This is a genomic window from Pseudomonas sp. UBA6310 (assembly GCF_002438225.1).
Lineage (GTDB): Bacteria > Pseudomonadota > Gammaproteobacteria > Pseudomonadales > Pseudomonadaceae > Pseudomonas_O > Pseudomonas_O kuykendallii.
Map to the genome: position 1 here is coordinate 1 of NZ_DJTK01000030.1, position 25,584 is coordinate 25,584.

General features: G+C 63.7%; 26 protein-coding genes. 12 read left to right on the forward strand and 14 right to left on the reverse strand.

The genetic code is table 11. The annotated features are described in order from the left end of the window. A partial coding sequence (locus B3E91_RS22215) for a paraquat-inducible protein A (RefSeq protein ID WP_414708202.1) occupies nt 1-188 on the forward strand: 188 nt, incomplete at its 5' end. On the opposite strand, the gene B3E91_RS06490 is transcribed toward B3E91_RS22215, so the two are convergent. Further along, nucleotides 136-1,215 (reverse strand): patatin-like phospholipase family protein, encoded by a 1,080-nt coding sequence (locus B3E91_RS06490; RefSeq protein WP_273233248.1) that lies wholly within the window; start codon nt 1,213-1,215, stop codon nt 136-138. The genes B3E91_RS22215 and B3E91_RS06490 overlap by 53 nt on opposite strands. A gap of 176 nt (nt 1,216-1,391) precedes the next feature. Here B3E91_RS06490 and B3E91_RS06495 point away from each other — a divergent pair, with 176 nt between their 5' ends. From B3E91_RS06495 to B3E91_RS06510, 4 genes are read left to right on the forward strand one after another with little or no spacing between them, the layout of a single operon-like run. Continuing rightward, nucleotides 1,392-1,703, forward strand: a complete 312-nt coding sequence (locus tag B3E91_RS06495; protein WP_090230426.1) for a PepSY domain-containing protein — start codon at nt 1,392-1,394, stop codon at nt 1,701-1,703. Next, nucleotides 1,703-2,020 carry a PepSY domain-containing protein gene (locus B3E91_RS06500; RefSeq protein ID WP_287028775.1) on the forward strand — a complete coding sequence of 106 codons (318 nt, stop codon included), beginning with the start codon at nt 1,703-1,705 and terminating at the stop codon, nt 2,018-2,020. The genes B3E91_RS06495 and B3E91_RS06500 overlap by 1 nt, the downstream gene beginning before the upstream one ends. Further along, on the forward strand, nt 2,020-2,688 hold the full coding sequence (locus tag B3E91_RS06505; RefSeq protein ID WP_287028776.1) for a response regulator transcription factor: 669 nt from the start codon (nt 2,020-2,022) through the stop codon (nt 2,686-2,688). Before B3E91_RS06500 ends, B3E91_RS06505 begins: the two co-directional genes overlap by 1 nt. Beyond that, complete coding sequence (locus B3E91_RS06510) at nt 2,685-4,019, forward strand: ATP-binding protein (RefSeq protein WP_287028777.1); 1,335 nt, start codon at nt 2,685-2,687, stop codon at nt 4,017-4,019. The genes B3E91_RS06505 and B3E91_RS06510 overlap by 4 nt, the downstream gene beginning before the upstream one ends. Before the next feature lie 67 nt (nt 4,020-4,086). Here B3E91_RS06510 and B3E91_RS06515 read toward each other — a convergent pair whose 3' ends face one another. The 4 genes from B3E91_RS06515 to B3E91_RS06530 form a co-directional block, all read right to left on the reverse strand. Beyond that, the gene (locus B3E91_RS06515) at nt 4,087-4,854 is read right to left on the reverse strand and encodes an SDR family oxidoreductase (RefSeq protein ID WP_287028778.1); all 768 of its coding nucleotides are present in this window, start codon (nt 4,852-4,854) and stop codon (nt 4,087-4,089) included. A gap of 23 nt (nt 4,855-4,877) precedes the next feature. Next, complete coding sequence (locus tag B3E91_RS06520) at nt 4,878-5,945, reverse strand: phosphotransferase family protein (protein WP_287028779.1); 1,068 nt, start codon at nt 5,943-5,945, stop codon at nt 4,878-4,880. Nucleotides 5,946-6,132: 187 nt separating this feature from the next. Continuing rightward, on the reverse strand, nt 6,133-6,447 hold the full coding sequence (locus tag B3E91_RS06525) for an SCP2 sterol-binding domain-containing protein (RefSeq protein ID WP_090230441.1): 315 nt from the start codon (nt 6,445-6,447) through the stop codon (nt 6,133-6,135). Nucleotides 6,448-6,503: 56 nt separating this feature from the next. Next, nucleotides 6,504-7,214, reverse strand: a complete 711-nt coding sequence (locus tag B3E91_RS06530) for a histidine phosphatase family protein (protein ID WP_287028780.1) — start codon at nt 7,212-7,214, stop codon at nt 6,504-6,506. Nucleotides 7,215-7,419: 205 nt separating this feature from the next. On the opposite strand from B3E91_RS06530, the gene sohB reads away from it, so the two are divergent. From sohB to B3E91_RS06545, 3 genes are all read left to right on the forward strand, one after another. Next, a complete protein-coding gene (gene sohB, locus B3E91_RS06535; protein WP_287028781.1) occupies nt 7,420-8,442 on the forward strand; it encodes a protease SohB in 1,023 nt (340 codons plus the stop codon). A 9-nt stretch (nt 8,443-8,451) separates the two neighbouring features. Beyond that, nucleotides 8,452-9,444, forward strand: a complete 993-nt coding sequence (locus tag B3E91_RS06540; RefSeq protein WP_287028782.1) for a YhdH/YhfP family quinone oxidoreductase — start codon at nt 8,452-8,454, stop codon at nt 9,442-9,444. An 84-nt stretch (nt 9,445-9,528) separates the two neighbouring features. Then, nucleotides 9,529-9,909, forward strand: coding sequence for a hypothetical protein (locus B3E91_RS06545; RefSeq protein WP_287028783.1), 381 nt, complete (start codon nt 9,529-9,531; stop codon nt 9,907-9,909). A 49-nt stretch (nt 9,910-9,958) separates the two neighbouring features. Here the strand turns inward: B3E91_RS06545 and B3E91_RS06550 are convergent, their stop codons facing one another. From B3E91_RS06550 to B3E91_RS06560, 3 genes are all read right to left on the reverse strand, one after another. Further along, complete coding sequence (locus tag B3E91_RS06550) at nt 9,959-10,459, reverse strand: DUF934 domain-containing protein (RefSeq protein WP_273233263.1); 501 nt, start codon at nt 10,457-10,459, stop codon at nt 9,959-9,961. Beyond that, a complete protein-coding gene (locus tag B3E91_RS06555; RefSeq protein ID WP_287028784.1) occupies nt 10,443-12,101 on the reverse strand; it encodes a nitrite/sulfite reductase in 1,659 nt (552 codons plus the stop codon). The genes B3E91_RS06550 and B3E91_RS06555 overlap by 17 nt, the downstream gene beginning before the upstream one ends. A gap of 351 nt (nt 12,102-12,452) precedes the next feature. Further along, nucleotides 12,453-12,671 (reverse strand): DUF2970 domain-containing protein, encoded by a 219-nt coding sequence (locus B3E91_RS06560; RefSeq protein ID WP_287028814.1) that lies wholly within the window; start codon nt 12,669-12,671, stop codon nt 12,453-12,455. A 576-nt stretch (nt 12,672-13,247) separates the two neighbouring features. Between B3E91_RS06560 and B3E91_RS06565 the strand changes: the two genes are divergently transcribed. Together B3E91_RS06565 and B3E91_RS06570 are read left to right on the forward strand one after the other, a co-directional pair. After that, complete coding sequence (locus B3E91_RS06565) at nt 13,248-13,598, forward strand: hypothetical protein (protein ID WP_287028785.1); 351 nt, start codon at nt 13,248-13,250, stop codon at nt 13,596-13,598. A gap of 178 nt (nt 13,599-13,776) precedes the next feature. Continuing rightward, nucleotides 13,777-14,703 (forward strand): ZIP family metal transporter, encoded by a 927-nt coding sequence (locus B3E91_RS06570; RefSeq protein WP_287028786.1) that lies wholly within the window; start codon nt 13,777-13,779, stop codon nt 14,701-14,703. 16 nt (nt 14,704-14,719) lie between these two features. On the opposite strand, the gene B3E91_RS06575 is transcribed toward B3E91_RS06570, so the two are convergent. Continuing rightward, entirely contained in the window at nt 14,720-15,640 is a 921-nt protein-coding gene (locus B3E91_RS06575) for an alpha/beta hydrolase (protein WP_287028787.1), read from the reverse strand. A gap of 74 nt (nt 15,641-15,714) precedes the next feature. After that, complete coding sequence (locus tag B3E91_RS06580) at nt 15,715-16,755, reverse strand: RNA methyltransferase (RefSeq protein ID WP_287028788.1); 1,041 nt, start codon at nt 16,753-16,755, stop codon at nt 15,715-15,717. Between the two features lie 258 nt (nt 16,756-17,013). Here B3E91_RS06580 and B3E91_RS06585 point away from each other — a divergent pair, with 258 nt between their 5' ends. Beyond that, entirely contained in the window at nt 17,014-17,556 is a 543-nt protein-coding gene (locus B3E91_RS06585) for a flavodoxin (RefSeq protein WP_287028789.1), read from the forward strand. Nucleotides 17,557-17,592: 36 nt separating this feature from the next. On the opposite strand, the gene B3E91_RS06590 is transcribed toward B3E91_RS06585, so the two are convergent. Continuing rightward, entirely contained in the window at nt 17,593-18,459 is an 867-nt protein-coding gene (locus B3E91_RS06590) for an aldo/keto reductase (RefSeq protein ID WP_287028790.1), read from the reverse strand. Between the two features lie 178 nt (nt 18,460-18,637). On the opposite strand from B3E91_RS06590, the gene B3E91_RS06595 reads away from it, so the two are divergent. After that, complete coding sequence (locus tag B3E91_RS06595; protein ID WP_090230475.1) at nt 18,638-18,940, forward strand: DUF1883 domain-containing protein; 303 nt, start codon at nt 18,638-18,640, stop codon at nt 18,938-18,940. Here the strand turns inward: B3E91_RS06595 and B3E91_RS06600 are convergent. The 3 genes from B3E91_RS06600 to metH form a co-directional block, all read right to left on the reverse strand. Continuing rightward, a complete protein-coding gene (locus tag B3E91_RS06600) occupies nt 18,903-20,048 on the reverse strand; it encodes an acyltransferase family protein (RefSeq protein ID WP_282342533.1) in 1,146 nt (381 codons plus the stop codon). The two genes, B3E91_RS06595 and B3E91_RS06600, sit on opposite strands and share 38 nt — an antisense overlap. 447 nt (nt 20,049-20,495) lie before the next feature. Next, nucleotides 20,496-21,767: a Mur ligase family protein gene (locus tag B3E91_RS06605; protein ID WP_287028791.1), complete on the reverse strand. Its 1,272-nt coding sequence runs from the start codon at nt 21,765-21,767 to the stop codon at nt 20,496-20,498. 10 nt (nt 21,768-21,777) lie between these two features. After that, the gene (metH, locus tag B3E91_RS06610) at nt 21,778-25,485 is read right to left on the reverse strand and encodes a methionine synthase (RefSeq protein ID WP_287028792.1); all 3,708 of its coding nucleotides are present in this window, start codon (nt 25,483-25,485) and stop codon (nt 21,778-21,780) included. Between the last annotated feature and the right edge of the window lie 99 nt (nt 25,486-25,584).

A 25,584-nucleotide genomic window follows, 5' to 3' on the forward strand; every position in this document is an offset into this window, starting at 1 on the left:
GCGGCTACGAGCTCTACACCCATCGCCACAGTGTCGTATCGCGCAGCCTGGCGCTGGTCCTGGCGGCGCTGCTCCTCTACTTCCCGGCCAACCTCCTCCCGATCATGCGGCTGGATCTGCGTTCACGTGACCTCATCAAAGCGGCTGGAGTTGCTCGTGAAGTCGTCCGTTTTGCGTCAGTTCCATGAATTCGTCGCCCAGCCTGCTACTTTCTTCCATCGCCTTTCGCCAGTAGCGCTCTCTACCTAAGTCGTCGCCCAGGAAACGGGTGAAGTCCTTGCGGTCCGGCAGCTTGCCGTGGGGAAGGCGACCTAGATAATCCTTCGAAGGGGAAACCAGCAGGACGTTTTGAAGGCGTTCGCTGCAGCCCTTTCGCCAGGGAAGCGCCTTATCGAACCAGCCAGGAATGACCTTATCGGTGAAGTGCGGGTAAAGCACTACACCTTCTCCCGTATAGGGAAGGTCGAGGTGGTAGTCGAGCAGGCCACCGTCTCGATAGGTCCCGGGGCCCAGGCCGGGAATATCTTTTACTCCTTCCATCACCATGGGGATCGAGCCCGAGGCCAGTAATGCCTGGCGCAGGTTGCCGGTGTCCAGCGGCAGGTAGCGTGAGGGAAAGTCGCTGAGCGCGGCCAGTGGGGGTGGCAGGCGACTGTCGTGCAGAATGACGCGCTCGAAATGGCGGGCGAGGCGAGGGCGGCCTAGCAGATTGCTGCCGGCCACCGACGAGAGGCCAAGGCCGAGGCGGCCTCGGTGATCGGCGGACAGCAGCCCGTTGCTTTTAACCACGACGATGTTCAGCCGATTCAGCGGTGAATTCAGGATGTCTGCATCCTGGCCGGCGAGCAGTTCATCCAGCATGCGGATACAGGCGCGGCTGACTTCGGCCATGCTCACGCCCTTGGCGAAGCGCTGCGATGTGTACAGCTCGCCCAGTCGACGAATCCCGTCGACCGGGTCGGGCAGGCAGGCACTGGCGAAGCGCCAGGAACCGATCGATGCGCCGATCAGCGACCGTTCCCGCGGCGCGCCAGGTAGCCATTCCCCGAACAGTGCGAGATCCAATCCCTGGATACCCAGTGCCTTGGGGCCGCCGGCCGCTCCGGGTAAGATGCCGACGTCCTCGGCGTGCAAACCCCGCTCGCGTATACGCGTCAGGGCTCGCGCACCGGCGCGGAGGGAAAGGGCAGGGAATTTGATATGGATGGCGGTCATGCTGGGCTCCGGTTCTAGCGCACGATTATAAGGATTCGTACGGCTCGCCCAAGCAGCCTTCATGGGCCGAATGATGGGGATGTCCTCGCCGGATGCTTCGATACCTGTGGTTCAGTTTGAGTTAAGCGGCGTTGGATAGTCTGTGCTTGTCCAAACAAAACACAGGAATCCAAAAGATGAATGCCAAGATCACTGCCCTTTTTGCTGCCGCCGCCTTTGCCTCCCTTACCAGCCTGGCGCAGGCCAAGGACCTGGGGCCGGATGAAGCGCTGAAACTGCGTGACGCCGGCACGGTCCAGAATTTCGAGAAGCTGAACCAGGCCGCGTTGGCCAAGCACCCGGGTTCGGTGATCGAGGAAACCGAATTGGAAGAGGAATATGGGCGCTATCTGTACAAGGTAGAGCTGCGCGACAAGCAGGGTATCCAGTGGGACCTGGAGCTTGACGCCACCAATGGCCAGGTACTGAAGGATCACCAGGACGATTGATGAAGCGATTTACCCCTTTCTGCTCGGCGCTGTTCGCCTCTTTTGTTCTGGCCCTGGTCGTGCCTGCTTCCGCACGCGACCTGGACCAGGACGAGGCTCTGCGCTTGCGTGAGAAAGGCATCATTCAGCCGCTGGAAACGCTGCTGCAAAACGCCCTGGGGCGCCACCCCGGGGCGCGTTTGCTGGAGGCTGAGCTTGAGGAAGAGGACGACGTGCTCGTCTATGAGATCGAGCTGCTCACCAGCGAAGGCGTGGTGCGCGAGATCGAGCTCGATGCGTCGACGGGCAGGATTCTGAAGGACGAGGAAGACGACTGATGCGCCTGTTGCTGGTGGAGGACAGCGTACCGCTGGCCGACGAACTGATCGCCGATCTCAGCGCCAAGGGTTACGCCGTGGATTGGCTGGCGGACGGCCGCGACGCCCTCTATCAAGGGGCGAGCGAGCCCTATGACCTGATCATCCTCGACCTGGGATTGCCCGGTAAGCCCGGGCTCGAACTGCTCGCCGAGTGGCGCGCAGGGGGGCTGAGCGTACCCGTGCTGATCCTCACGGCGCGTGGTTCCTGGGCCGAGCGCATCGACGGGCTCAAGGCCGGCGCCGATGACTATGTCACCAAACCCTTCCACCCCGAGGAACTGCAGCTGCGTATCCAGGCGCTGCTGCGGCGTTCCCACGGGCTGGCCAATCAGCCGCACCTGGAGGCATCAGGGCTGCAGCTGAACGAATCCGAGCAGACGGTGAGCCTGGAGAATCGCGTCACCGAGCTGACCGCGGGCGAATTCCGCCTGTTGCGATACTTCATGCTGCATCCCGGGCAGATTCTTTCGAAAACCCGCCTGGCCGAACACCTCTATGACGGCGAGACCGAGCGCGACTCGAATGTGCTCGAGGTCCACGTGAACCGGCTGCGCGGCAAGCTCGGCCGCGAGGTGATCGAGACCCGTCGCGGCCAGGGTTATCGCTTCGCCGGTATCAAGGCTTGAGGTCGATTCAGCGGCGTCTTGGACTCGGGCTCGGCGGTGCGCTGCTGGTGGTTGGGCTGCTTCTAGCGCAGACGAGCCTCTGGCTTTTCGAGTCGGGCCTGCGCCGGTACTTGGAAGACAACCTGCGGGACGACAGCGAGGCGCTGCTCGCGGCGCTGGTACGCGGCCAGAATGGCCCGCAACTGGACGAGTCGCGGGTCGGTCCGGCCTTCCAGCAGCCGCTTTCGGGGCACTATTTCCATATCGACGTGGACGGCAAGACCTGGCGCTCGCGATCGCTGTGGGACAGCGCGCTCCCGTTGCCGGACAAGCCGGGCCTGATGGAAACGTTGGCGAACGGTCCGCAGGCGCAGCAGTTGCTGGTCTATCGCGCCGACTACCGACGGCTCGGGCGCTCGCTGTCGATAACGGTGGCGCAGGACTACACGCCGATTCTCGACAGTTTCCGACGCGTCCGTATCGTCGGGCTGGCACTCGGCGCGGGGGCCTTGTTGCTGATCCTGCTGCTGCAACGGCTTACCGTTCGACGCGCGCTGCGGCCGCTCGAGCGCGCCCGAGTACAGATCGCGCAGCTTCAGGACGGTCGCCGCGGCACCCTCGATTCCGACGTCCCCGACGAGCTAGAACCTCTGGTTCGGCAGATCAACCACTTGCTCGAGCACACCGAACAGACCCTGCAACGCTCGCGCAATGCCCTCGGCAACCTCGGTCACGCGCTGAAAACGCCGCTGGCGGTACTGGTCAGTTTGCTCGCGCGAAGCGAGTTCGATGCCCATCCGGCGTTGCGTCAGACCCTGCGCGAGCAGCTGGAGCAGATTGAGCAGCGCCTGGCTCGTGAGCTGGGCCGCGCGCGGCTGGCCGGCGAGGTCCTGCCGGGCGCGCAATTCGTCTGCGCCCGGGAGCTGCCCGCGCTTTTTGCGACTCTGCAGATGATTCACGGTCAGGCTTGCGAGCTGAGCTGGGAGGCCGAGCCCCAGCTGAGCATTCAGCGTGATCGCGAGGACGTGCTGGAGTTGCTGGGCAATTTGCTGGACAACGCCTGCAAATGGGCCGGTTCGAAGGTGCGCCTGCAGGTGCTCGAAGAGCGCGGCGGGATCGTCCTGCTGATCGATGATGACGGCCCCGGAATCGAGACGAGCCGCCGTGACGACGTGTTGGGGCGAGGGGTTCGACTGGACGAGCAGGTCAGCGGCCATGGCCTTGGCCTGAGCATCGTCCGCGATATCGTGGAGGCGTGGCGGGGGCATGTCGATCTGCTCGACAGTCCGCTGGGCGGGTTGCGCGTGAGTATCCGGCTACCTGCGTCGGCCGGCGGGGCTGGCCCTTCCTGAGCCAGAAGGCAATCCGCCCGGCGCGCGATGCGGACCGGGAGGATTCGACATTCGGGTTACGGCAGGATCAGGAGAGGAAGCCACCGTCGACGTTCAGCGCTACGCCGGTGGTGTAGCTGGACGCGTCGCTGGCGAGGTAGAGCACGGTGCCGGCCATCTCGCTCGGGTCGGCGACGCGCTTGAGCGGGATGCGTTGCAGCGCCATCTTCAGGATGCTGTCGTTCTTGGTCAGCGCGGAGGCGAACTTGGTATCGGTAAGGCCCGGCAGCAGGGCGTTGCAGCGGATACCGAACTGCGCGCATTCCTTGGCGAATACCTTGGTCATGCTGATCACCGCCGCTTTGGTCACCGAGTAGATGCCCTGGAACTCGCCCGGCGAAACGCCATTGATCGAGGCGACGTTGATGATGCTGCCGCCGCCGTTTTCCTTCATCAGCTTGCCGCCTTCGATGGACATGAAGTAGTAGCCGCGGATGTTCACGTCGACGGTCTTCTGGAAGGCCGAAAGGTCGGTGTCCAGCACGTTGCAGAACTGCGGGTTGGTGGCGGCGTTGTTGACCAGGATGTCCAGGCGCCCGAACTGTTCACGAATCTGCGCGAACACGTTCTGGATCTGCTCCATTTCGCCAATGTGGCAGGCGATGGCGGTGGCTTTGCCTCCTTCGGCGGTGATCGCGTCGGCCACGGCCTGGCAGCCGTCGATCTTGCGGCTCGACACGATGACATGGGCGCCTTGCTGGGCGAGCAGTTTGGCGATCGCTTCGCCGATACCGCGGCTGGCGCCGGAGACGAAGGCGATCTTGCCGTCGAGGTCGAACAGGTGCGTCTTGGACATGGGGTTCCCCTTGTTATTGATCGTTAGAGCCGGGACTTGCCGATGACTTGCAGGCTCATGTGTTCGAGCAGCTTGTTCATCTGGACGAATTGGGCGAAGCGCTTGTCCTGCGTCTGCCCGTGGTAGAAGCGGTAGTAGATCTGCTGAACGATGCCGGCCAGGCGGAACAGGCCGTAGGTGTAGTAGAAATCGAAGCTGGGTATGTCGATGCCGGCACGTTCGGCGTAGTAGTCGACGAACTCCTGGCGCGTCAGCATGCCCGGCGCGTTGCTCGGCTGGCGGCGCATCAGTTGGACCGGTGGCGGGTCGTCGGCCTCGATCCAGTAGGCGAGGGTGTTGCCCAGGTCCATCAGCGGATCGCCGATGGTGGTCAGCTCCCAGTCGAGTACGCCGATGATGCGCATCGGATCGTGCGGGTTGAGGATCACGTTGTCGAAGCGGTAGTCGTTGTGGACGATGCCCGGCTTGGGATGATCGGCCGGCATTTTGTCCTTCAGCCAGGCCTTCACCGGCTCCCAGCTCGGTGCATCGGGCGTCAGCGCCTTCTCGTAGCGATCGCTCCAGCCGCCGATCTGGCGCTGCACGTAGCCTTCCGGCTTGCCCAGATCGCCGAGGCCACAGGCCTGGTAATCGACGTTATGCAGGTCGACCAGCTTGCCGATGAAGCTCTTGCACAGCGCACGGGTGCGGGTTTCGTCGAGGTTGAGTTCGGCCGGCAGGTCGGCGCGCAGGATGATTCCCTTGACCCGTTCCATCACATAGAACTCGGCGCCGATGACCGACTCGTCGACGCAGTGCACGTAGGCTTTCGGGCAGTAGGGGAAATCGTCCCGCAGCTGGTTGAGGATGCGGAATTCGCGTCCCATGTCATGCGCGGACTTCGCCTTGTGCCCGAACGGCGGCCGGCGCAGGACGAACTCCTGGCCCGGGTACTCCAGCAGATAGGTGAGGTTGGAGGCGCCGCCGGGGAACTGGCTGATGCGGGGCGTTCCATCCAGGCCTGGGATCTGCGTCTTGAGGTAGGTGTCGATGGCGGCGGCGTCGAGTTCCTCGCCATCGCGGATGCCGGTGGATTGATCAGTCAGCGTCATGTTTATCCCTTCTACTTATGATCGGCGCCTTTGATTATTGGACAATCTAATGCGCTTGCCGAAGCCTTCACAAGGCATGCGGGCCGTTATAGACCAGCGTGTTGCCGGCTGATCAGGTTGCCTGATCGCCGTCCGGGCAATAAAAAACCGGAGTGAATGACTCCGGTTTTTTCGCTGCCTGGGTCAATCAGACCGGGAACAGTTCGCTCAGCTTCATTGCCAGCATCATGTCGCCTTCGGCGCGCAGTTTGCCGCCCATGAAGGCCTGCATGCCGTCGGTTTCGCCGCTGGTGATGCCTTGCAGGGTCTCGGTGTCCATGATCAGGGTGACGTTCGGTGCGTCGGCGTCGCCCTTCTGCACGTCGCAGGTGCCATCCTTGACGACCAGGTAGTGGTTTTCGCCATCTTCGATGTTGAACTGGAAGACCAGATCCAGGCCGGCAGCCGCGCCAGCGTTGAACTTGGATTTCATGGTTTGGATGATGTCTGCGGAATTGCTCATGGTTTCGTTCCTTTGTTATGGATGATGACGGCCACGCAGGGCCGATTGGCCGGCGCTCAGCGGTAGGTGATGAGCTCCGGCGCCTTCAACAGTTCCAGATGCGCATGACTGTTGAAGGAAGCCAGTGACACTTCGTTGCCCCGGAACCGCAGGTGGCTGAGCGAGGTGTTGACGATCTGCCAGTTGAGTTCGAATGCCTTGACCGCCGGAACCCCGATGATCAGTTGCAGCAGGGCGCTGATGGTGCCGCCGGAGGTGAACACGGCGATGCGGTCTCTCGGCCCGGCGCTGCTCAGCAGCCGCTCGAGCCCGGCGCGCGCTTGGTCGAGGAAGGACTGCCAGCTTTGCAGGCCTTCGCGCTCGTGCTCGCCGGAAATCCAGCGGCCGATGATCAGCGAGAACAGGCGCTGGAATTCGGCGCGGTGCTCGGCGGCGTTGCGCATGATGTGCAGCGCGTCGGGTTCTTCGGCGAGGATGTCCGGCAGGTGTGCGCGGATCACCTCGTCGGCCTTGAACTCATTGAAGGCCGCGTCGGTTTCCAGTTCGGGAATCGTCAGCCCGGCATCGCGCATGCGGGCGACCGCGGTAGCACCGGTGTGCTGCTGGCGGCGCAGGTCGCCGCTCAGGCAGCGGTCGAAGGTGATGCCGACACGCGCCAGGTGGTCGCCCAGCACTTCGGCCTGACGCACGCCGGTGGCGGACAGCACGTCGTAGTCGTCGGCACCGAACGAAGCCTGGCCATGTCGAATCAGATAGATGCTGCCCACGTCCGCTTTCATCCCGGTACGCTGAAGTTTCGCGAGAGTAGGGGGATCGGCGGCGCACTGTCAACGAAAAAACATACGCTTGTTTGAATGGCGACGACGAGCAGTCGAGTTGGCGTGCCGGTGGCTACCCACGGGCCGTGGCCGGTATGCTTGGGAAAGAACAGGTCGTCGGCACTGGCCGGCGCGTAGCGATGAAGGAGTCGATGTGGAGTTTCTGGCGGATTACGCAAGCTTTCTGGCCAAGACGCTGACCGTGGTGCTGGCGATCCTGGTGGTGCTGCTCACCATCGCCGCGCTGCGCGGTCGAGGACGCAACCGCAGCAGCGGTCAGCTCAACGTGCACAAGCTGAATGATTTCTACAAGGGCCTGCGCGACCGGCTGGAGCAGTCGGTGATCGACAAGGACCGCCTGAAGAGCCAGCGCAAGGCAGAAGCCAAGGCGGAAAAACTGGCGAAGAAGGCTGCGGAACCGAAGCCGCGCGTCTATGTGCTGGATTTCGACGGCGACATCAAGGCCTCCGCGGTGGAGAACCTGCGCCACGAGGTGACGGCGCTGCTGACGCTGGCCACGCCCAAGGATGAGGTGGTGCTGCGCCTGGAGAGCGGCGGCGGCATGGTGCACAGCTACGGGCTGGCGTCTTCGCAACTGGCGCGAATCCGCCAGGCCGGGGTTCCATTGACCGTCTGCGTCGACAAGGTCGCGGCCAGCGGCGGCTACATGATGGCCTGCATTGGCGAGAAGATTATCTCCGCACCCTTCGCCATCCTCGGTTCGATCGGCGTGGTTGCGCAGGTGCCGAACGTCCATCGGCTGCTGAAGAAACATGATGTCGATTTCGAAGTGCTTACCGCAGGCGAGTTCAAGCGCACCCTGACCGTGTTCGGCGAAAATACCGAGAAGGGCCGGGAGAAATTCCAGGAGGACCTCGAGACCACCCACGAGCTGTTCAAGAACTTCGTCGCGCGCTACCGCCCGCAACTGGCGATCGACGAGATCGCCACGGGAGAGGTCTGGCTCGGCATGGCGGCGCTGGGCAAGCAACTGGTCGACGAGTTGAAGACCAGCGACGAGTACCTGGCCGAACGCGCCAAGGACGCCGACCTGTTTCATCTGCACTACGCGGAGAAGAAGAGCCTTCAGGAACGCTTCGGCATGGCCGCCAGCGTTGCCGTCGATCGCGTGCTGCTGAACTGGTGGAGCCGGCTCAACCAACAACGATTCTGGTAGGAGGACGAGATGAGCACATTCAAGGCGTTACAGGCCAGCGAGGGCCAGGACGGGGCATTCGTGCAGCGGGTGGTGGAGCGCAATGTCGCCGACCTGCCTGCCGGCGATGTGCTGGTCCGCGTTCGCTATTCGTCGCTCAACTTCAAGGACGCGCTGTCCGCCAGCGGCAATCGCGGCGTCACCAAACAGTTTCCGCACACGCCGGGCATCGACGCGGCGGGCACGGTCGTCGAGTCTGCCGTGGGTGAGTTCGCCGTGGGCGATGAGGTGATCGTCACCGGCTACGACCTCGGAATGAACACCGCCGGTGGCTTCGGTCAGTACATCCGCGTGCCGGCGCCCTGGCTGATCAAGCGTCCACAGGGGCTGAGCCTGCGCGAGGCGATGGTGCTGGGCACCGCCGGGCTGACGGCGGCGCTCTGTGTGGACAAACTCGAGAGCGCCGGGCTCGATCCCCAGGCCGGTCCGGTTCTGGTTACCGGTGCCAGCGGCGGCGTCGGCAGCGTCGCCGTGGCGCTGCTCTCCAGTCTCGGCTACACGGTGGCGGCGGCCACTGGCAAAGCGGAGCAGGCGGATTACCTGCGCAGCCTGGGCGCCACGCAGATCGTCACTCGCGAGGCGCTGCAGGAGGGCCTGGAAAAGCCCATGCTCAAGGAGCAGTGGTCGGGCGCGGTGGATACCGTCGGCGGCGACATCCTGTTCAACGTGGTCAAGTCGCTGCGCTACGGCGGCAGCGTCGCCTGTTGCGGGTTGACGGCGGGCGTGGCGTTCAAGGCCAACGTCATGCCGTTCATCCTGCGCGGCGTGAACCTGCTGGGTGTCGACTCGGTCGAGCTGCCATTGGTGGTCAAGGCGTCCATGTGGGACAAGCTGTCGCTGCAATGGAAGTTGGCCAATCTGGACGAGTTGAGCCGTGAAATCAGCCTCGACGCATTGCCCGAAGCAATCGCGGCGATTCTCGCGGGCAAGCAGGTCGGTCGCCTGCTGGTCAATCTCGACTGAGCCGCCGATTCATTGGCAGGCATCAACTTGGCCGGCCCGCCGAACTGGCACAGTGCTGCCCTCACTTAGCTGCCTGGGGGCATCATGAAAGAATTCCGCATTGCGCTGATCGGCGCGGGTGAAACCGGCACGCCGCTGCTCGAACAACTCCTCGCCGCACCGTTCGTGAAGATGCTTGGCGTGGCAGACCTCGATGAGCAGAGCCCCGGCATGGTCCTGGCGCGCCAGCATGGCGTGCACGTCACCACCGATTTCACCGAGCTGGCCGCGATTGGCGAGGAACTGGATATCCTCATCGACGTTACCGGAAAGCCGGAAGTCCGCGAGCTGCTGCGCAAGCAGATGATCGACAGCGGCAACCGCCACACCCTGATCATGCACGAGCTGATCAGCCTGCTGATGCTTTCGCTGTCGGCAGGCAAGCTGGTGGAGAGCAAGCACATGGCGCTGGACTATCACGCCTGACGCCTTCGCCCCGTACAAGAAAAAGCCCCGCATTGCGGGGCTTTTTCGTTCATGCCTGGCGGCGTCGGAACAGCGGTAGCGGCTGGTCGGCGGACGCCTGGTAGACCTCGGAGAAGTCATCCAGACCCTTCAGGGCATCGAAGGGGTCCTTGTCTTCGCGCACGGCGAAGGCGTCGAAACCGCAACGCTTGAGCGCGAACATCTGGTCGCGCAGCACGTCGCCGATGGCGCGCACTTCGCCCTTGTAGCCGTAGCGGGTGCGCAGCATGTAGGCGGTAGAGGAGTGCCGACCATCGGTGAACGCCGGGAAATTCAAGGCGATCACCTGGAAGTGCTCCAACTGGTCGGCGATTTCCTCGATTTCCTCACCGGCTTCCAGCCACACACCCAGTCCGCCATCGCGCGCCTTGAGCGCGTGGGCGTGCTCGCGCCACAGCGCCAGCGGAACGATCAGGTCGTCGCAGTTGGGCATGCCGTCGAGCGTGGCGTCCTTGCCGAGCAGGTGCCACGTCTCGTTGACGACTTGGCCGTCCTTAATGATTCGTTGCATATACACGCTCCTTGAACGGGTCGATGCCCACGCGGCGGAAGGTGTCGAGGAAGCTCTCGTCTTCGCTGCGTTTTTCCACGTAGACGTTGATCAGCTTGTCGATCACATCGGCCATGTCGTCCTGGGCGAAGGATGGACCGAGGATCTGCGCCAGGCTGGCGTCGCGACCCGAGCTGCCGCCGAGGGATACCTGGTAGAACTCCTGGCCCTTCTTGTCGACGCCGAGAATGCCGATGTGGCCGACATGGTGGTGGCCACAGGCGTTCATGCAGCCCGAGATGTTCAGGTCGATGTTGCCCAGGTCGAAGAGATAGTCGAGGTCGTCGAAACGGCGCTGGATGGCTTCGGCGATCGGAATCGACTTGGCGTTGGCCAGCGAGCAGAAATCGCCACCCGGGCAGCAGATGATATCGGTCAGCAGGCCCACGTTCGGGGTGGCGAAACCGTGCTCGCGCAGTTCGCCCCACAGGGTGAACAGCTGACGCTGCTCGACGTCGGCGAGGATGATGTTCTGGTTATGGCTGTTGCGCACTTCGCCGAAGCTGTACCGATCGGCGAGGTCGGCGATGGCGTCGAACTGCTTGTCGGTCACGTCGCCGGGCGCCACGCCGGTGGGCTTGAGCGACAGGGTCACCGCGCAGTAGCCGGGCTTCTTGTGCGGGAAGACGTTACGCGAGCGCCAGCGGGCGAAGCCGGGATGCTCGGCGTCCAATTGCGCGAGCGCCGCATCCTGGTCTTCGAGGGCCTGATAGGCCGGGTCGACGAAGCAGCTGGCGACGCGTTGGAGCTCGGCCTCGGTCAGGGTCGTCGGGCCGTCCTTCAGGTGCTTCCATTCGGCGTTCACGCGCTCGGCGAACACCTCGGGGGTCAGTGCCTTGACCAGAATCTTGATCCGCGCCTTGTACTTGTTATCGCGACGGCCATAGCGGTTGTACACGCGCAGGATGGCGTCGAGATAGCTGAGCAGGTGTTTCCACGGCAGGAACTCGTTGATGAAGCTGCCGATCACCGGGGTACGGCCGAGGCCACCGCCGACGGAAACGCGGAAGCCCAGTTCGCCCTCGGCGTTCTTCACCGCTTCCAGGCCGATGTCGTGCACTTCGATGGCGGCGCGATCGCTGGTGGAACCGTTCACCGCGATCTTGAACTTGCGCGGCAGGTGCGAGAACTCGGGGTGGAAGGTCGACCACTGGCGAATGATTTCGCACCAGGGGCGCGGATCGACCAGTTCGTCCTTGGCCACGCCAGCGAACTGATCGGTGGTGGTGTTGCGGATGCAGTTGCCGCTGGTCTGAATCGCGTGCATCTGCACGGTCGCCAGCTCGGCGAGGATATCCGGTATGTCTTCCAGCTCCGGCCAGTTGAACTGCACGTTCTGCCGGGTACTGATGTGGGCGTAGCCCTTGTCGTAGTCGCGAGCGATCTTCGCCAGCATGCGAACCTGGCGAGAGGAGAGCAGACCATAGGGCACGGCGACGCGCAGCATGGGCGCGAAACGCTGAATGTAGAGGCCGTTCTGCAGGCGCAGTGGGCGGAACTCTTCACCGGACAGTTCGCCGGCAAGGTAGCGGCGGGTCTGATCGCGGAACTGCTTTACGCGGTCCTCGACGATTTTTTGATCGTACTCGTCGTATACGTACATATAAGGTGGGTCCTGTTTTCAGGCTGTTCTACAGCTGCTAGCGCGCACGGTCGCGCTCTCCAGAACGGAGCCGCGGAAAGATACCAGCAAGCAGATATGCGCAAAAGTGCTGTTTAGACATATCGAAAGAACGGCTAATGCTAAGCACTGCGTGTGGCATCACCTTGAGAGGCGCTGTCCCATCGACTTAACTACTGCAGTGCCTTCGACAACAATAAGGAGAACGGAATGAGCGAGCCGTCCGAACACCCTGAAAGCCGCGACAGCATCGTCGATGCCTGGGCGATCTTCATCCTGATCGTCATCGCGGTGAGCACCGCCGTCTTCTGGGTAAGCCATCAGTAGCGACGGCTATACGCCAGCGATGCTGAGTACCAGTTTGACCACGCCGAGTACCAGAACTACGAAGAGCAGCGTGAAAAGCACGCCGAGTGCGATGAAATGCACCGGTTTGCCTCGGCTGAAATCGCGCGCGCGGTTTTTCCCGCTCTGCACGCCGAGTGCCGCAGCCAGCACGCTGCCGAGCATTTCGCGAAACTTCAGGGGTTTGTCGTCCGGTTTGTCTGTCATGTCTTGTTCCTTTTTTTCGTACAGTCTAGTTGCGGCTTTCGCGACGCCACGGTCTACTCGATCACTGGTGCTGACGTGGTTCATTGTCCGACAGCTTTTTTCCAGGCATGCAGATAGAGGTGGGGGTGGCATGCAGCCGAAGCCGTCGAGTAGGGCTGTCTCGCGACGTTTGCGTGCACTCTGTGGTGCGCTGATTCTGGCCACTGGCGCGGTCGCTCGCGGGGAGCCGGTGAACGTCTACATCGGTCACGGGCAGATGCCGTTCGCGGACAGCGGGCCGGACCAGGTCGGGCTGTTCGGCGAGGTGATGGGCGAACTCTGTGCGCGCCTGACGCTGGAGTGCCGCATTCGCGACGTGCCCTGGAAGCGCGTGCAGCACGACGTCGCCGAGGACCCGCGAGGCATCGTGTTGAACCTGGGACGCACGCCCGAGCGTGAGGGGAGCTTCATCTGGCTGGTCGACGTGGTGCCCACCTCCTATGTGCTGGTGAGCGTCGATCAGCCGTTCGACAGTCTGGACCAGGCGTTACAGGCCGGGCCGGTCGTCGTCATGGGGGGACGCCGCGCGCCCAGGAAGTGCATGCCCACAGTGCCGGCGCGCAGCGCGTGGTCGAGGTCACCGATCCGGAGATGGCCGCCCGCATGCTCGCCAGCCGCCGAGTGGTCGCCTGGTACGAGATCGACCTGCGCTCGCTTTACCTGTGGAAGCGCCTGGGCCTCAGCCATCAACCGATGCATATCGGCAAGCCGATCTTGTCGACCGACAGCTATATCGCCGCCAGCCCGAAGTTTCGCGGTGCCCAGGTGCTGAAGGCACGGATGAGCGAGGCCTTCGAAGCCATGAAGCACGATGGCAGTTGGCGGCGGATGCTGGCGGGCTACCTGGACGAGCGCAAGGTCGAGGAGCTTCTGCAGGCCGAACTCTGAAACGGCGCATTCGCCCGGCGGTCTTGCTGCTCTGGCGATCCCGTCGCTCGTCGAGCCGATCCCTTTCATATCGCCTTGGGCAGGGCACGCTGACGCCCGTCGCTGGTCAATAACCTCTATGAGCCCAGCGGCCCATTCCTGCGTCCGCTGTCAGACGACCGACCAGCGAAGCCAGCCGATGCAGACGACAGAAGAGCAGTACGCCAATTTCCGCGCGGCCTGGGTTGCCCAGGCGCAGGCGAATCCCTGGGTGACCGTCGGCCTGGTGCTCGCCTTGCTGGCGCTGCTCGGGCTGATTCTCAGCGCCGGGTTGAGCGCCTTCGAGGACAACCCGGAGCGCCTGCGTTATGCGCTGTATGGCGGGTTCGCGGGGTTCGCCGCCACCGCCGTCGGCGCGTTGCTGGCAATCGGCTTGCGCAACATTTCCTCTCGCCTGCAGGACGTGATGCTGGGCTTCGCCGCCGGGATGATGCTCGCCGCCAGCTCGTTCTCGCTGATCCTGCCGGGGCTCGACGCCGCCAGGGAAATCACCGGCAACGACGTGCTGGCGGCCTGCACCGTGGTGCTCGGCCTGGGCTTGGGCACCTTGCTGATGGTGGGCCTGGACCGTTTCACCCCGCATGAGCACGAAATCGGCGGGCGCCACGGTCCGGAAAGCCAGCGGATCAATCGGGTCTGGCTGTTCGTCTTCGCCATCACGCTGCACAACCTGCCGGAGGGCATGGCCATCGGCGTGGGCTTCGCCGGTGGCGATCTCACCGTCGGCATTCCACTGGCTACCGCGATCTCGCTGCAGGACATTCCAGAAGGCCTGGCAGTGGCCATGGCGCTGCGCACCACCGGCCTGTCGGCGCTGAGTGCGGCGCTGATCGCCGTCGCCACCGGGTTGATGGAGCCACTGGGTTCGCTGCTCGGCGTCGGCATCTCCAGCGGCTACGCCATCGCCTATCCCACCAGCATGGGACTGGCCGCCGGGGCGATGATCTTCGTCGTCAGCCACGAGATCATTCCGGAAACCCACCGCAATGGACATCAGAGTGCCGCGACCATGGGGCTGATGGGCGGTTTCGCGGCGATGATGTTCCTCGACACGGCGCTCGGTTAGCGGCGCCGCGAGCGTCTCAGTGCAGGCCGAGCCCGGCGAGGAAGTCGTCGACCTCGGCGGTGTAGCCGACGTCGGCACCGAGCAGTTCATTGATCTGCCGGTGCGAGTAATCCTTGCGGATCACCCTGGTTTTCACCCCGAGTCGGTCGGTCTTGGCGGTGAACATGTCCACCTGGGCGCAGGAGTCGTCGCGTCGGGTCGAACAGACGGCGAGCAGCGGATGCATTGCCGCCGTCACCGCGTAAAACGGTGAAGCCGATTTCCACAGCGCCTTGTCCTTGCCGAAGGCGCGGTCGTAGAGCGGCAGATGCCGGGACTGCATGATCGTCTCTATGTCATAGGCGGCGCTGTCCAGCGCGACGGTTCCCAGCCAGGGCCTGGGCGCCACGCCGGCGCTCAGCGTCGCATCGGTGGCCAGCAGCGAGACGAGATGCGCGCCGGCCGAATGCCCCATCAACACCACCCGGGCGGGGTCGCCGCCCCAGCTGGCAGCCTGGCTTTGCACTGCCGCCAGTGCGCGGGCCACGTCGCGGGCCTGCTCGATCGGATCGGCCCCCGGGAGCAGCCGGTAGTTGGTGGAAACGAAGATGTAGCCCTTGGCCAGGTAATGCGCGGCCTTGTTGTCGACCACCGGGCTGTTGCGTTTGTCGCCCTCCGACCAGCCGCCACCGTGAACCATCAGGATCAGCGGGGCCGATTGCGCATGCGGCGGCAGATAGACGTCGAAGCGTTGCAGGGCGGCGGTACCGTAGCTCAGGTCCCGTCGGACCTGGCTACCGGCGGGCAATGACGCACGCACGGTGGATTCGTTCTTCTCTGCCCGAGCGGCCTGGCGGGCCTCGATCGCGTCGCGGAGCGGTCCGGCCTGTGCAACGCTGCCGGCGAGCGCAGCGATCAGGAACGCATGGACGAGGTGTCTTCCAACAGGCGAGGGCATGGCGACTCTCCGACGGGGGAAAGACGCGATGCTAGCCGATGGCTGCGCCCCGGCGATAGACGGTCGTGATGGCCTCAGCTCGGCCGACGCTGCAGCCGACGCGTATTGACCACATCCACCGCGCGGGCGCGCAGCTGGCCGCAGCCACCCTCGATGTCCTGACCGGCCGAATTGCGCACCTTGGTCAGTACGCCGCGGCTGTGCAGGTAGCGCACGATCTCGACGATGCGCGCGCCGGCCGGGCGCTGGTACTCGTCGGCTTCCAGGCTGTTGTAGGGAATCAGGTTCATCACCGCGTACTTGCCCCTGAGCAGGCGCAGGATGCCGTCGAGTTCTTCCTGGCTGTCGTTGATCCCGTCGAGCAGCGTCCACTGGTACTGGATCGGAAACCCCACCGTGCGCGCATAGGTTTCGCCCAGCTCGACCAGCTCGTCCGGATCGATGCGTGGCGCGCGCGGCAGCAGGCGCTGGCGCAACGCGGCGTCGGTACTGTGCAGCGAGAGGGCCAGGGCGGGTTTGACCCGCTGCTGCGGCAGGCGCTCGAACACCCGCGGATCGCCGACCGTGGAGAAGACCAGGTTCTTGTGGCCGATGCCGCCGTCGGTGCCGAGCAGGTCGATGGCGTCGAGCACGTTGTCCAGGTTGTGCGCCGGCTCGCCCATGCCCATGAACACGACCTTTTTCACCGGGCGAAAACGCCGGGCGAGGGCAACCTGGGCGACGATTTCGGCGCTGCCCAACTGGCGTAGAAGACCGCTCTTGCCGGTCATGCAGAACACGCAGCCCACCGCGCAGCCGACCTGGCTCGACACGCAGAGGCCATCGCGCGGCAGCAGCACGCTTTCCACCATCTGCCCGTCGGCCAGCTCCACCAGCAACCGCGCGGAGCCGTCGGCGGCCGGGTGTTCGGAGCGCAACCGCGCCAGCCCGGCAACCTCCCCGGCGAGCGCCGCCAGCCCCTCGCGGACGCTCAACGGCAGGAAATCCTGGGCCTGCTGGTGGCGGGTGCCGCTGTCCAGAGGCAGCCCCTTCAGCCAGGCACGGCTGATCCGTCCGATGTGCACGGGCTTGGCGCCGAGATCGGCGAGGCGCTGGTGAATGTCTTGGATACGCATGGGGCGCGAATCCTACCATTGGCGCGGATGCAGGCGAAGGTGGCCGCTACGGGCGGCTCTGTCGCAAATCCGACATCGGCCACCCATTCAAAGGCTGTCGCTGTGCGGTTTCCGACAAGGGTTTTTGGACTGTGGCAAAAAGCCTTATGGATCATGTGCTTAGAAGGTTGTCCGGCGCTGGCCCGGTTTCTGCTCTGGCGTGTACCAGCGCCCGGCATTCCGGGCGATCAAGGACCCCCACTCAGCGAGAGATGAACGATGGCCAGGATCGGACTTTTTTTCGGCAGCAATACCGGCAAGACCCGCAAGGTCGCCAAACAGATCAAGAAGCGCTTCGACGACGACACCATGGCCGATCCGCTCAACGTCAACCGCGCGACCCCCGAGGACATCGCTCAGTATCAGTACCTCATCCTCGGCACCCCGACCCTGGGCGACGGCCAGTTGCCAGGGCTGTCCTCGGACTGCGATAGCGAGAGCTGGGAGGAGTTCCTGCCGCAACTCGAAGGCGTCGACTTCACCGGCAAGACGGTGGCGCTCTATGGACTGGGTGATTCGGTGAGCTACGCCGACGAGTTCCTCGACGCGATGATCGTGCTCTATCGCTTCGTCGTCGAACGCGGCGCCAAGGTGGTTGGCGCCTGGCCCACCGAGGGCTACGACTTCGAGCACTCCGAGTCGATCGTCGACGGCAAGTTCGTTGGCCTCGCGCTGGACCTCGACAACCAGAGCGGCATGACCGACGAGCTGCTCACCGCCTGGCTCGGGCTGATCGCCAAGGACTTCGACCTACCGCTGTAAGTCCGTCTGAGCGAAGGCGCTGGAGCGCGCCTTCGCTCAGACGATATCCAGCGAGCGCTTGCGCTTCGGCGGCGGGAAGGCGGTGTCCAGCGCCCGTAGGTCCTCGGCATCCAGCTGGATCTCCAGCGCCGCAGCGTTTGCCTGCACATGTTCGGTTTGCACCGCTTTCGGGATGGCCAGAACCGGGCGCTCGTCCCACTGCGGGCGGATCGCCCAGGCCAGCAGAATCTGCCCGACGCCGGCGCGGTGCTTGTTCGCCACGGCCTGCACCTGCGGGTGAGTCCACACCGCGTCGTCCAGCCCGCCGGCCTGGGCCAATGGGCAGTAGGCCATGACCGGCATGCGCCGTTCCGCCTGGTAGGGCAGCAGGTCGAAGTCGATCCCGCGCGAACCGAGGTTGTAGAGCACCTGGTTGGTCTGGCAGTGCGCCCCGAACGGCGTTTCGGCCAGCTCCCGCAGGTCGTCGACATCGAAGTTCGAAACACCGTAGCTGCCGATCTTTCCCTGTGCGATGAGCCTCTCGAAGGCGCCGAGGGTTTCCTCCAGTGGCGTCGACGAGCGCCAGTGCAGCAGGTAGAGGTCCATGTGATCGGTTCCCAAGCGCCGCAGGCTGTTCTCGCAGGCCTTGATCAGCGAGTCATGGCGGGCGTGGCTGGGCAGCACCTTGCTGACCAGGAACACCTCGTCGCGGCGCCCGCGAATCGCTTCGCCGACCACCTCCTCGGAGCGACCGTCTCCATACATTTCCGCGGTGTCGATCAGCGTCAGGCCGAGGTCGAGGCCCATTCGCAGCGCACGGACCTCGTCGTTGCGACGTGAAGACTGCTCGCCCATCCGCCAGGTGCCCTGGCCGATGGCGGGGATGTTCCTGGCGCTGGGAAATCTGACCTGGGGAAGGGGCATGCGGGTGTCCTCAAGGAAGCGGGTTTCTGAGCGTCCATCTTCTCCGATGACGAATCGATGCCAGCGTTCCCCGCGCGACGCGCAGAACGCCAGTTACTGCCGGGCGCCGCTTCTCGGGCCGCGGGGGACGCTGGCGTGCTATCGTTCGCGCCGCTGCAAACCTGCACGTGGAGCTCCCATGAAATTCATACACCAGCGCGAACACCTCAACGAAGACGACCTCGTCATCATCGAATGCTCGCAGACCTGCAACATCCGCCTGATGAACGACGCCAACTTCCGTGCGTTCAAGAACGGCGGCCGCCATGTCTACCACGGCGGCGCCTTCGATACCTTCCCGGCGAAGATCACCGTGCCCAGCACCGGTTTCTGGAACATCACCCTCGATACCGTCACTCGCAAGGCCATCAGCGTCACGCGCAAGCCGACGCTGAAGCACTCGATCAAGATCGTCCGTCGCTCGAGTTCGCGCCTGAGCTGATCGCGTTCGGCATGCGCGGCTGCGGCTTGCGCAACGGCCAGTAGTTCTTGATCGGCAGGAAGAACAGCGCGAACAAACGCACCCGTTCGATGATGTAGTAGAGCGCGATGGGCAGCGCGCAGGCGAGGGTGAAGGAAATCAACCCGGCGGGCATGCCACTGATTCCCAGCTTGGTTTCCAGCAGGTAGTACGACTTGTTCTGGATGAAGGCGTGGAAGATCAGGATCAGCAGGCTCGCCTCGCCGATGTAGGAAAACACCCTCGCCACCACCGCCTTGCCCTGGCCGAGAAGATGGGCGACGGCCAGCGTGATGTAGATGCCGCAAACGGCTTCCAGCGTGGTGATCACCACGTCGTCGTACAGCCGCTTGTTCAGGTCCATGGTGGCGTTGAAGGCGTAATGGCAGATCGCGAAGATCGCCAGCGCTCCCAGCAGCAGCGGGAGCGAAAGGCTGAAGTTGAACACCTTCTCGCGCAGCCAGTACCCCAGCAGGAAGAAGCCCAGCGTGACCGGCAGCAGGTCAAGGCTGAACGGCATGCCCTTGAACTCGTACTGATCGCCCGGAAACGACAGCCCGCGTATCCAGTCCTGATTCATCGCCACCGCGCCGAGCATGAAAAAACTCGCCATGAAGGCCAGGCGCGGGCGGATACCCAGTTGCAGCTTCTCGAACGCCGAGATGCCCAGCCAGGCGACGATCGTCAGCAGGAACAGGTGGGTTAGGAACCAGAGCGGCGACCAGTAGCTGGTCATCCCGTTCTCATCGCCGTACAGCGTGCGCAGGCTGCCGCCGGTACTGTGCAACACGCGCGCGGCGTATTCGGCGAAGTTCAGCGGCTTGGCCAGGGCGACCGCCAGACCGAACAGAATCAGCGTTACGAAATAGGGTTTGAGCAGCGAGTCGAACTTGTTGAAAGACAGTTTCGCCAGTGAGTCGGTGTGGCGGAAGAACAATCCCGAGAGGAAGAAGAAGAACGGCATGTGGAAGGAATAGATGACATTGAACAGATCGGTCTTGGTGTCCGAGACGATCCAGTTGTGGCCGAACACCACCAGCAATATCCCCATGCCCCGCGCAATATCGATATGTGCATATCTGGCTTTCATGAAGTCCCCTTTCATCGATAATGGAAGTCGATCGGCCGATGTCCGACAAGACTGCGTTTCCGAGATGGAGAGACACAAAAGCGAAATGCTATGCCCGTCAGAGCCCGGCGAGTCGGCCTCGCCAACAGGCCTTGTAATGGCCTACTGCTGCTGGCGTCGTAATTAAAGACGCTCTAGGGTAGTGACGGTTAATACAGGCGGCGAATAAAACTGACTAGCGGTAAATGACTGTTTGGTCATATCCCGTTATTCAAAATAAAGCGCTTAATAATGAACTTCTTCAAGTATCGGGAGACTAAAGCAAGTCTAATGATGGCGATCTGCAATTAATGGCTAATTGTCATCGCTAATTAAATCAAGTTGATTTTAATGTGCCATTATCCTTGCGGGCCTTCGTTATTCGGACGCTGGGTCGAATGAATGGGCGGCGGGGAAGTTGTCTGGGTATTACCGGTTATCCACGCGCCTGTTGGCCGTGAAGTAATCCGCTTCACGAATCAGTTGATCCCAGGCGGGAAGAGCCTCGTGGTACGGCGGGACGCCGCTTTCGCCCGTCTCCGGAAGGGCGAGCAGAAGCTTGTCCACCTTCTCCGAACCCTTGAGCAGAATCACTTCGCCTTCCTGCGCGTCGCTCAGCAGAGCGCGCAGTTCCGCATGGTTGGCCGCGTACAGGATGACGCCGTTGCGTTCGTCTTCTTCCGCCCCTTTCAGCGAGGGGGGCTTGTCTCCAAAGAAAACCAGCCGCTCGCAGTGCGGCCTGGCCAGCGCATAGGCGCGGTTGTAGCTGCGCCCGGTGGAGCCCGGATAATCGGAAATCTTGCCGATCACGATGGTCCTGCGCGGCGCCTCGGGGAATGCGTCCATGAGCGAAAACGCCAGGCCGAGGGTGGAGAGCGGCGACTTGATGGTGTCGCACAGGTAGGTCGGACCTCCCGCGACGCGATGGATCGAACATCGTCCTGCCATCTGCACATAGCTTCGCGCGCGTTCGGCGATCTCGGTCAGCGACATCCCCTGATGGTGGGCGCAGGCGATTCCGGCCAGCGCGCTGACGATGAAGTGCCTGCCCAGCAGGCCGATATCGAACGCCGCGGTTTCCGCGCCGTGGGTGCAATCGAACCGTAGCCGGCCGTCCGCCGAAACCCGCACGTTGCTTGCCCGGAAATCCGCCTCCGGGCTTTCTCCGAAGCGCACCGCCCTGCCTGGCGCCAGCTCGGCCATCTTCGCCACCAGCGGATCGTCGGCATTGAGAAATGCGGTGCCGCCGGCCTCGAAGACACGGGAGACCAGCTTGCCTTTCTCCTGCGTGGTCGCGTCGGTTCCGCGATAGTTGGAGTAGTGATCGTTGGATATGACGGTGACGATGGCCAGTTGCGGTTGGACCAGCGCCGCGGAGGCGTCGATGGCGCCCGGCCCGTGGCCGCTGATCTCGAAGATGGCGATCTCGTCCCGCGCCTCGAGTCGCTGGATGCGCCGTGCGATGGCCTCGCTGGTGTTGTAGATCAGCGAAAGCGCGCAGCGCTTCCTGTCGGACAGCAGGTGGTGGAGAAAGGCCGCCGTGGTGCTTTTAGCGCCGCTGCCGGTTATCCCGATGAAGGTGGTCTCCCCAAGACTCCGGCGATGGGCGAGGGCCTGCTCGCGGGCGACATCCGCCCGCGAAAGCGCCTGCTGGCCCAGAAGTCGCGCCCGGATCTTGCGAAAGGAACGCAGCAGATTCATCGGCGCCGCTTCAGTTGTCGTAGCCGAGGTTCGGCGCCAGCCAGCGTTCGCTGATCGCCAGCTCCTGGCCTTTGCGAACGCTGTAGCGTTCGACCTGGTCCTTGTCCACCTTGCCGACGGCGAAGTACTGCGCCTGCGGGTGGGCGAAGTACCAGCCGCTGACGGCCGCCGCGGGGAACATCGCATAGTGCTCGGTGAGGAACACGCCGCTGCGTCCGGCCTTGTCGAAGTCGGACTCGGGATCGAGCAGGGCGAACAGCGCTTTCTTCTCGGTGTGGTCCGGGCAGGCGGGATAGCCGGGGGCCGGGCGGATGCCCTTGTAGGCTTCCTTGATCAACTCTTCGTTGCTCAGGTGCTCGTCCGGCTGGTAGCCCCAGTATTCCTTGCGCACCTGTTCGTGCAGCCATTCGGCGCAGGCCTCGGCGAGGCGGTCGGCCAATGCCTTGACCATGATCGAGTTGTAGTCGTCGCCGGCGTTCTGGTACGCCTTGGCGACTTCCTCGGCGCCGATGCCGGCGGTGGTGATGAAGCCGCCGATGTAGTCGCGCACGCCGCTGTCCTTCGGCGCGACGAAATCGGCCAGCGACAGGTTCGGTTTACCGTCCGGCTTGATGGTCTGCTGGCGCAGGTGATGCAGCGTCGCCAGCGTCTCGCCGTCGTCGCCATAGACTTCCAGGTCGTCGTCCTGCACCTGGTTGGCCGGCCAGAAGCCGAAGACGGCGCGCGCCTTGATCAGCTTCTCGTCGATCAGCTTCTTCAACATCGCCTGGGCATCGGCGAACAGCGCGCTGGCGGCCTCGCCGACCACCTCGTCGGTCAGGATGCGCGGGTATTTGCCGGCCAGGTCCCAGGAGATGAAGAACGGTGTCCAGTCGATGTATTCGGCCAGCGTCGCCAGGTCAATGTTGTCGAGCAGCCTGACGCCGGTAAAGGAGGGCACCGGGGCCTGGTAACCGGCCCAGTCGAACGACGGCTTGTTGGCGACCGACTGTTCGTAGCTCAGGCGTTCGGTACGCGCGCTGCGGTTGGCGGTGCGCTCGCGTACCTCGACGTACTCGGCGCGGGTGCGCTCGACGAAGCCGGCCTTGAGTTCCTTGGACAGCAGCTGGGTCGCCACACCGACCGCGCGGGAGGCGTCGGTGACGTAGACCACGGCGTCGTTCTGGTATTTCGGTTCGATCTTCACCGCGGTGTGCGCTTTCGAGGTGGTGGCGCCGCCGATCATCAGCGGCAGGTGGAAATTCTGCCGCTGCATCTCGCGGGCGACATGCACCATCTCGTCCAGTGACGGCGTGATCAGCCCGGACAGGCCGATGATGTCGCACTTCTCGGCGATGGCGGTCTGCAGGATCTTCTCGGCCGGCACCATCACGCCCATGTCGACGATGTCGTAGCCGTTGCAGCCGAGCACCACGCCGACGATGTTCTTGCCGATGTCGTGCACGTCGCCCTTCACCGTCGCCATCAGGATCTTGCCCTTGGCTTCGGGTTTGTCGCCTTTTTCCGCCTCGATGAAGGGAATCAGGTGCGCCACGGCCTGCTTCATGACGCGAGCGGACTTGACCACCTGCGGCAGGAACATCTTGCCCGAGCCGAACAGGTCGCCGACCACGTTCATGCCGCTCATCAGCGGCCCTTCGATGACCTCGATCGGCCGCGCGCACTGCAGGCGGAACTCCTCGGTGTCTTCGACGATGAAGGCGGTGATGCCCTTGACCAGCGCGTGCTCCAGGCGTTTTCCGACCGGCAGCGCGCGCCATTCCTCGGTTTCCGCTTCCTTGACGCTGCCGTCGCCCTTGAACTTGTCGGCGATGGCCAGCAGCGTATCGGTGCCGTCCGCGGTGCGGTTGAGCACCACGTCTTCCACGGCGTCGCGCAGCTCTTTGGGAATCTCGTCGTAGATCTCCAGCTGGCCGGCGTTGACGATGCCCATCGTCAGGCCGTTCTGGATCGCGTAGTAGAGGAACACCGAGTGGATCGCCTCGCGCACCGGGTTGTTGCCGCGGAACGAGAAGGACACGTTGGACACGCCGCCCGAGCTGAGCGCGTAGGGCAGGTGGTCGCGGATATAGGCGCAGGCCTCGATGAAGTCCACCGCGTAGTTGTTGTGTTCCTCGATGCCGGTGGCGACGGCGAAGATGTTCGGGTCGAAGATGATGTCTTCCGGCGGGAAGCCGACTTCATCCACCAGGATGTCGTAGCTGCGCTGGCAGATCTCGCGCTTGCGCGCCGCGGTGTCGGCCTGGCCGGCTTCGTCGAAGGCCATCACCACCACGGCGGCGCCGTAGCGCTTGCACAGGCGGGCGTGGTGCTTGAACGCCTCGACGCCTTCCTTCATCGAGATCGAGTTGACGATGCCCTTGCCCTGGATGCACTTGAGGCCGGCTTCGATCACGTCCCACTTCGAGGAGTCGATCATGATCGGCACGCGGGAGATGTCCGGCTCGCCGGCGATGAGGTTGAGGAACTTCACCATCGCCGCCTTGGAGTCGAGCATGCCCTCGTCCATGTTGATGTCGATCACCTGGGCGCCGGCTTCCACCTGCTGCAGGGCGACTTCCAGGGCCTCGGTATAGTTCTCCTCGCGGATCAGCCGCGCGAACTTGGCCGAGCCGGTGATGTTGGTGCGCTCGCCGACGTTCACGAACAGCGAGTTGCGATCGATGGTGAACGGCTCCAGGCCGGACAGGCGGCAGGCCTTGGGAATCTCCGGGATGACGCGCGGCGGGTACTTTCCGACGGCTTCGGCGATCGCCTGGATGTGCGCCGGGGTGGTGCCGCAGCAGCCGCCGATGATGTTGAGGAAGCCGGAGGCGGCGAATTCCTCGATTACCACGGCCATTTCAGCCGGGGTTTCGTCGTATTCGCCGAAGGCATTCGGCAGGCCGGCGTTCGGGTGGGCGGACACATGGGTGCCGGCCTTGGCGGCCAGTTCGGCCAGGTACGGGCGCAGGTCGGCGGCGCCGAGGGCGCAGTTCAGGCCGACGGAAATCGGCTTGGCGTGCGCCACCGAGTTCCAGAAGGCTTCGGTGGTCTGCCCGGACAGCGTGCGGCCGGAGGCGTCGGTGATGGTGCCGGAGATCATGATCGGCAGCTCAAAGCCGATCTCCTCGAACACGCCCTGCACAGCGAAGATCGCCGCCTTGGCGTTGAGGGTGTCGAAGATAGTTTCGATCAGGATCAGGTCGGCGCCACCCTCGATCAGGCCGCGGGTGGCTTCGGTGTAGTTCTCCACCAGTTCGTCGAAGGTGACGTTGCGGTAGCCGGGATCGTTGACGTCCGGGGAGATCGAGCAGGTGCGGCTGGTCGGGCCGAGCACGCCGGCGACGAAGCGCGGCTTGTCGGGCGTTTCCAGCGTCTTCGCATCGGCCACGCGGCGCGCCAGACGGGCGCCTTCGACGTTCAGTTCGTAGACCAGCGCTTCCATGCCGTAGTCGGCCTGGGACACCTGAGTGGCGTTGAAGGTGTTGGTCTCGAGGATGTCGGCGCCGGCGTCCAGGTAGGCCTTCTCGATGGCACCGATCACGTCCGGACGGCTGAGGATCAGCAGGTCGTTGTTGCCTTTGACGTCGCTCGGCCAGTCGGCGAAACGTTCGCCGCGGTAGTCCGCTTCCTCCAGCTTGTAGCTCTGGATCATCGTGCCCATGCCGCCGTCGAGGATGAGAATGCGCTCGCGAAGTGCGTGCTGGAGGGCCTGGAGGCGGGCGCGATCGTGCATGGTGACTACCTGGGGTAAAGCGGGAAGAGGGCGCGAATGATAGCAAAGTTGCGCTACGGCTAATCCTCGCCTGCATTTGTATGAGAAATACTCATGCAG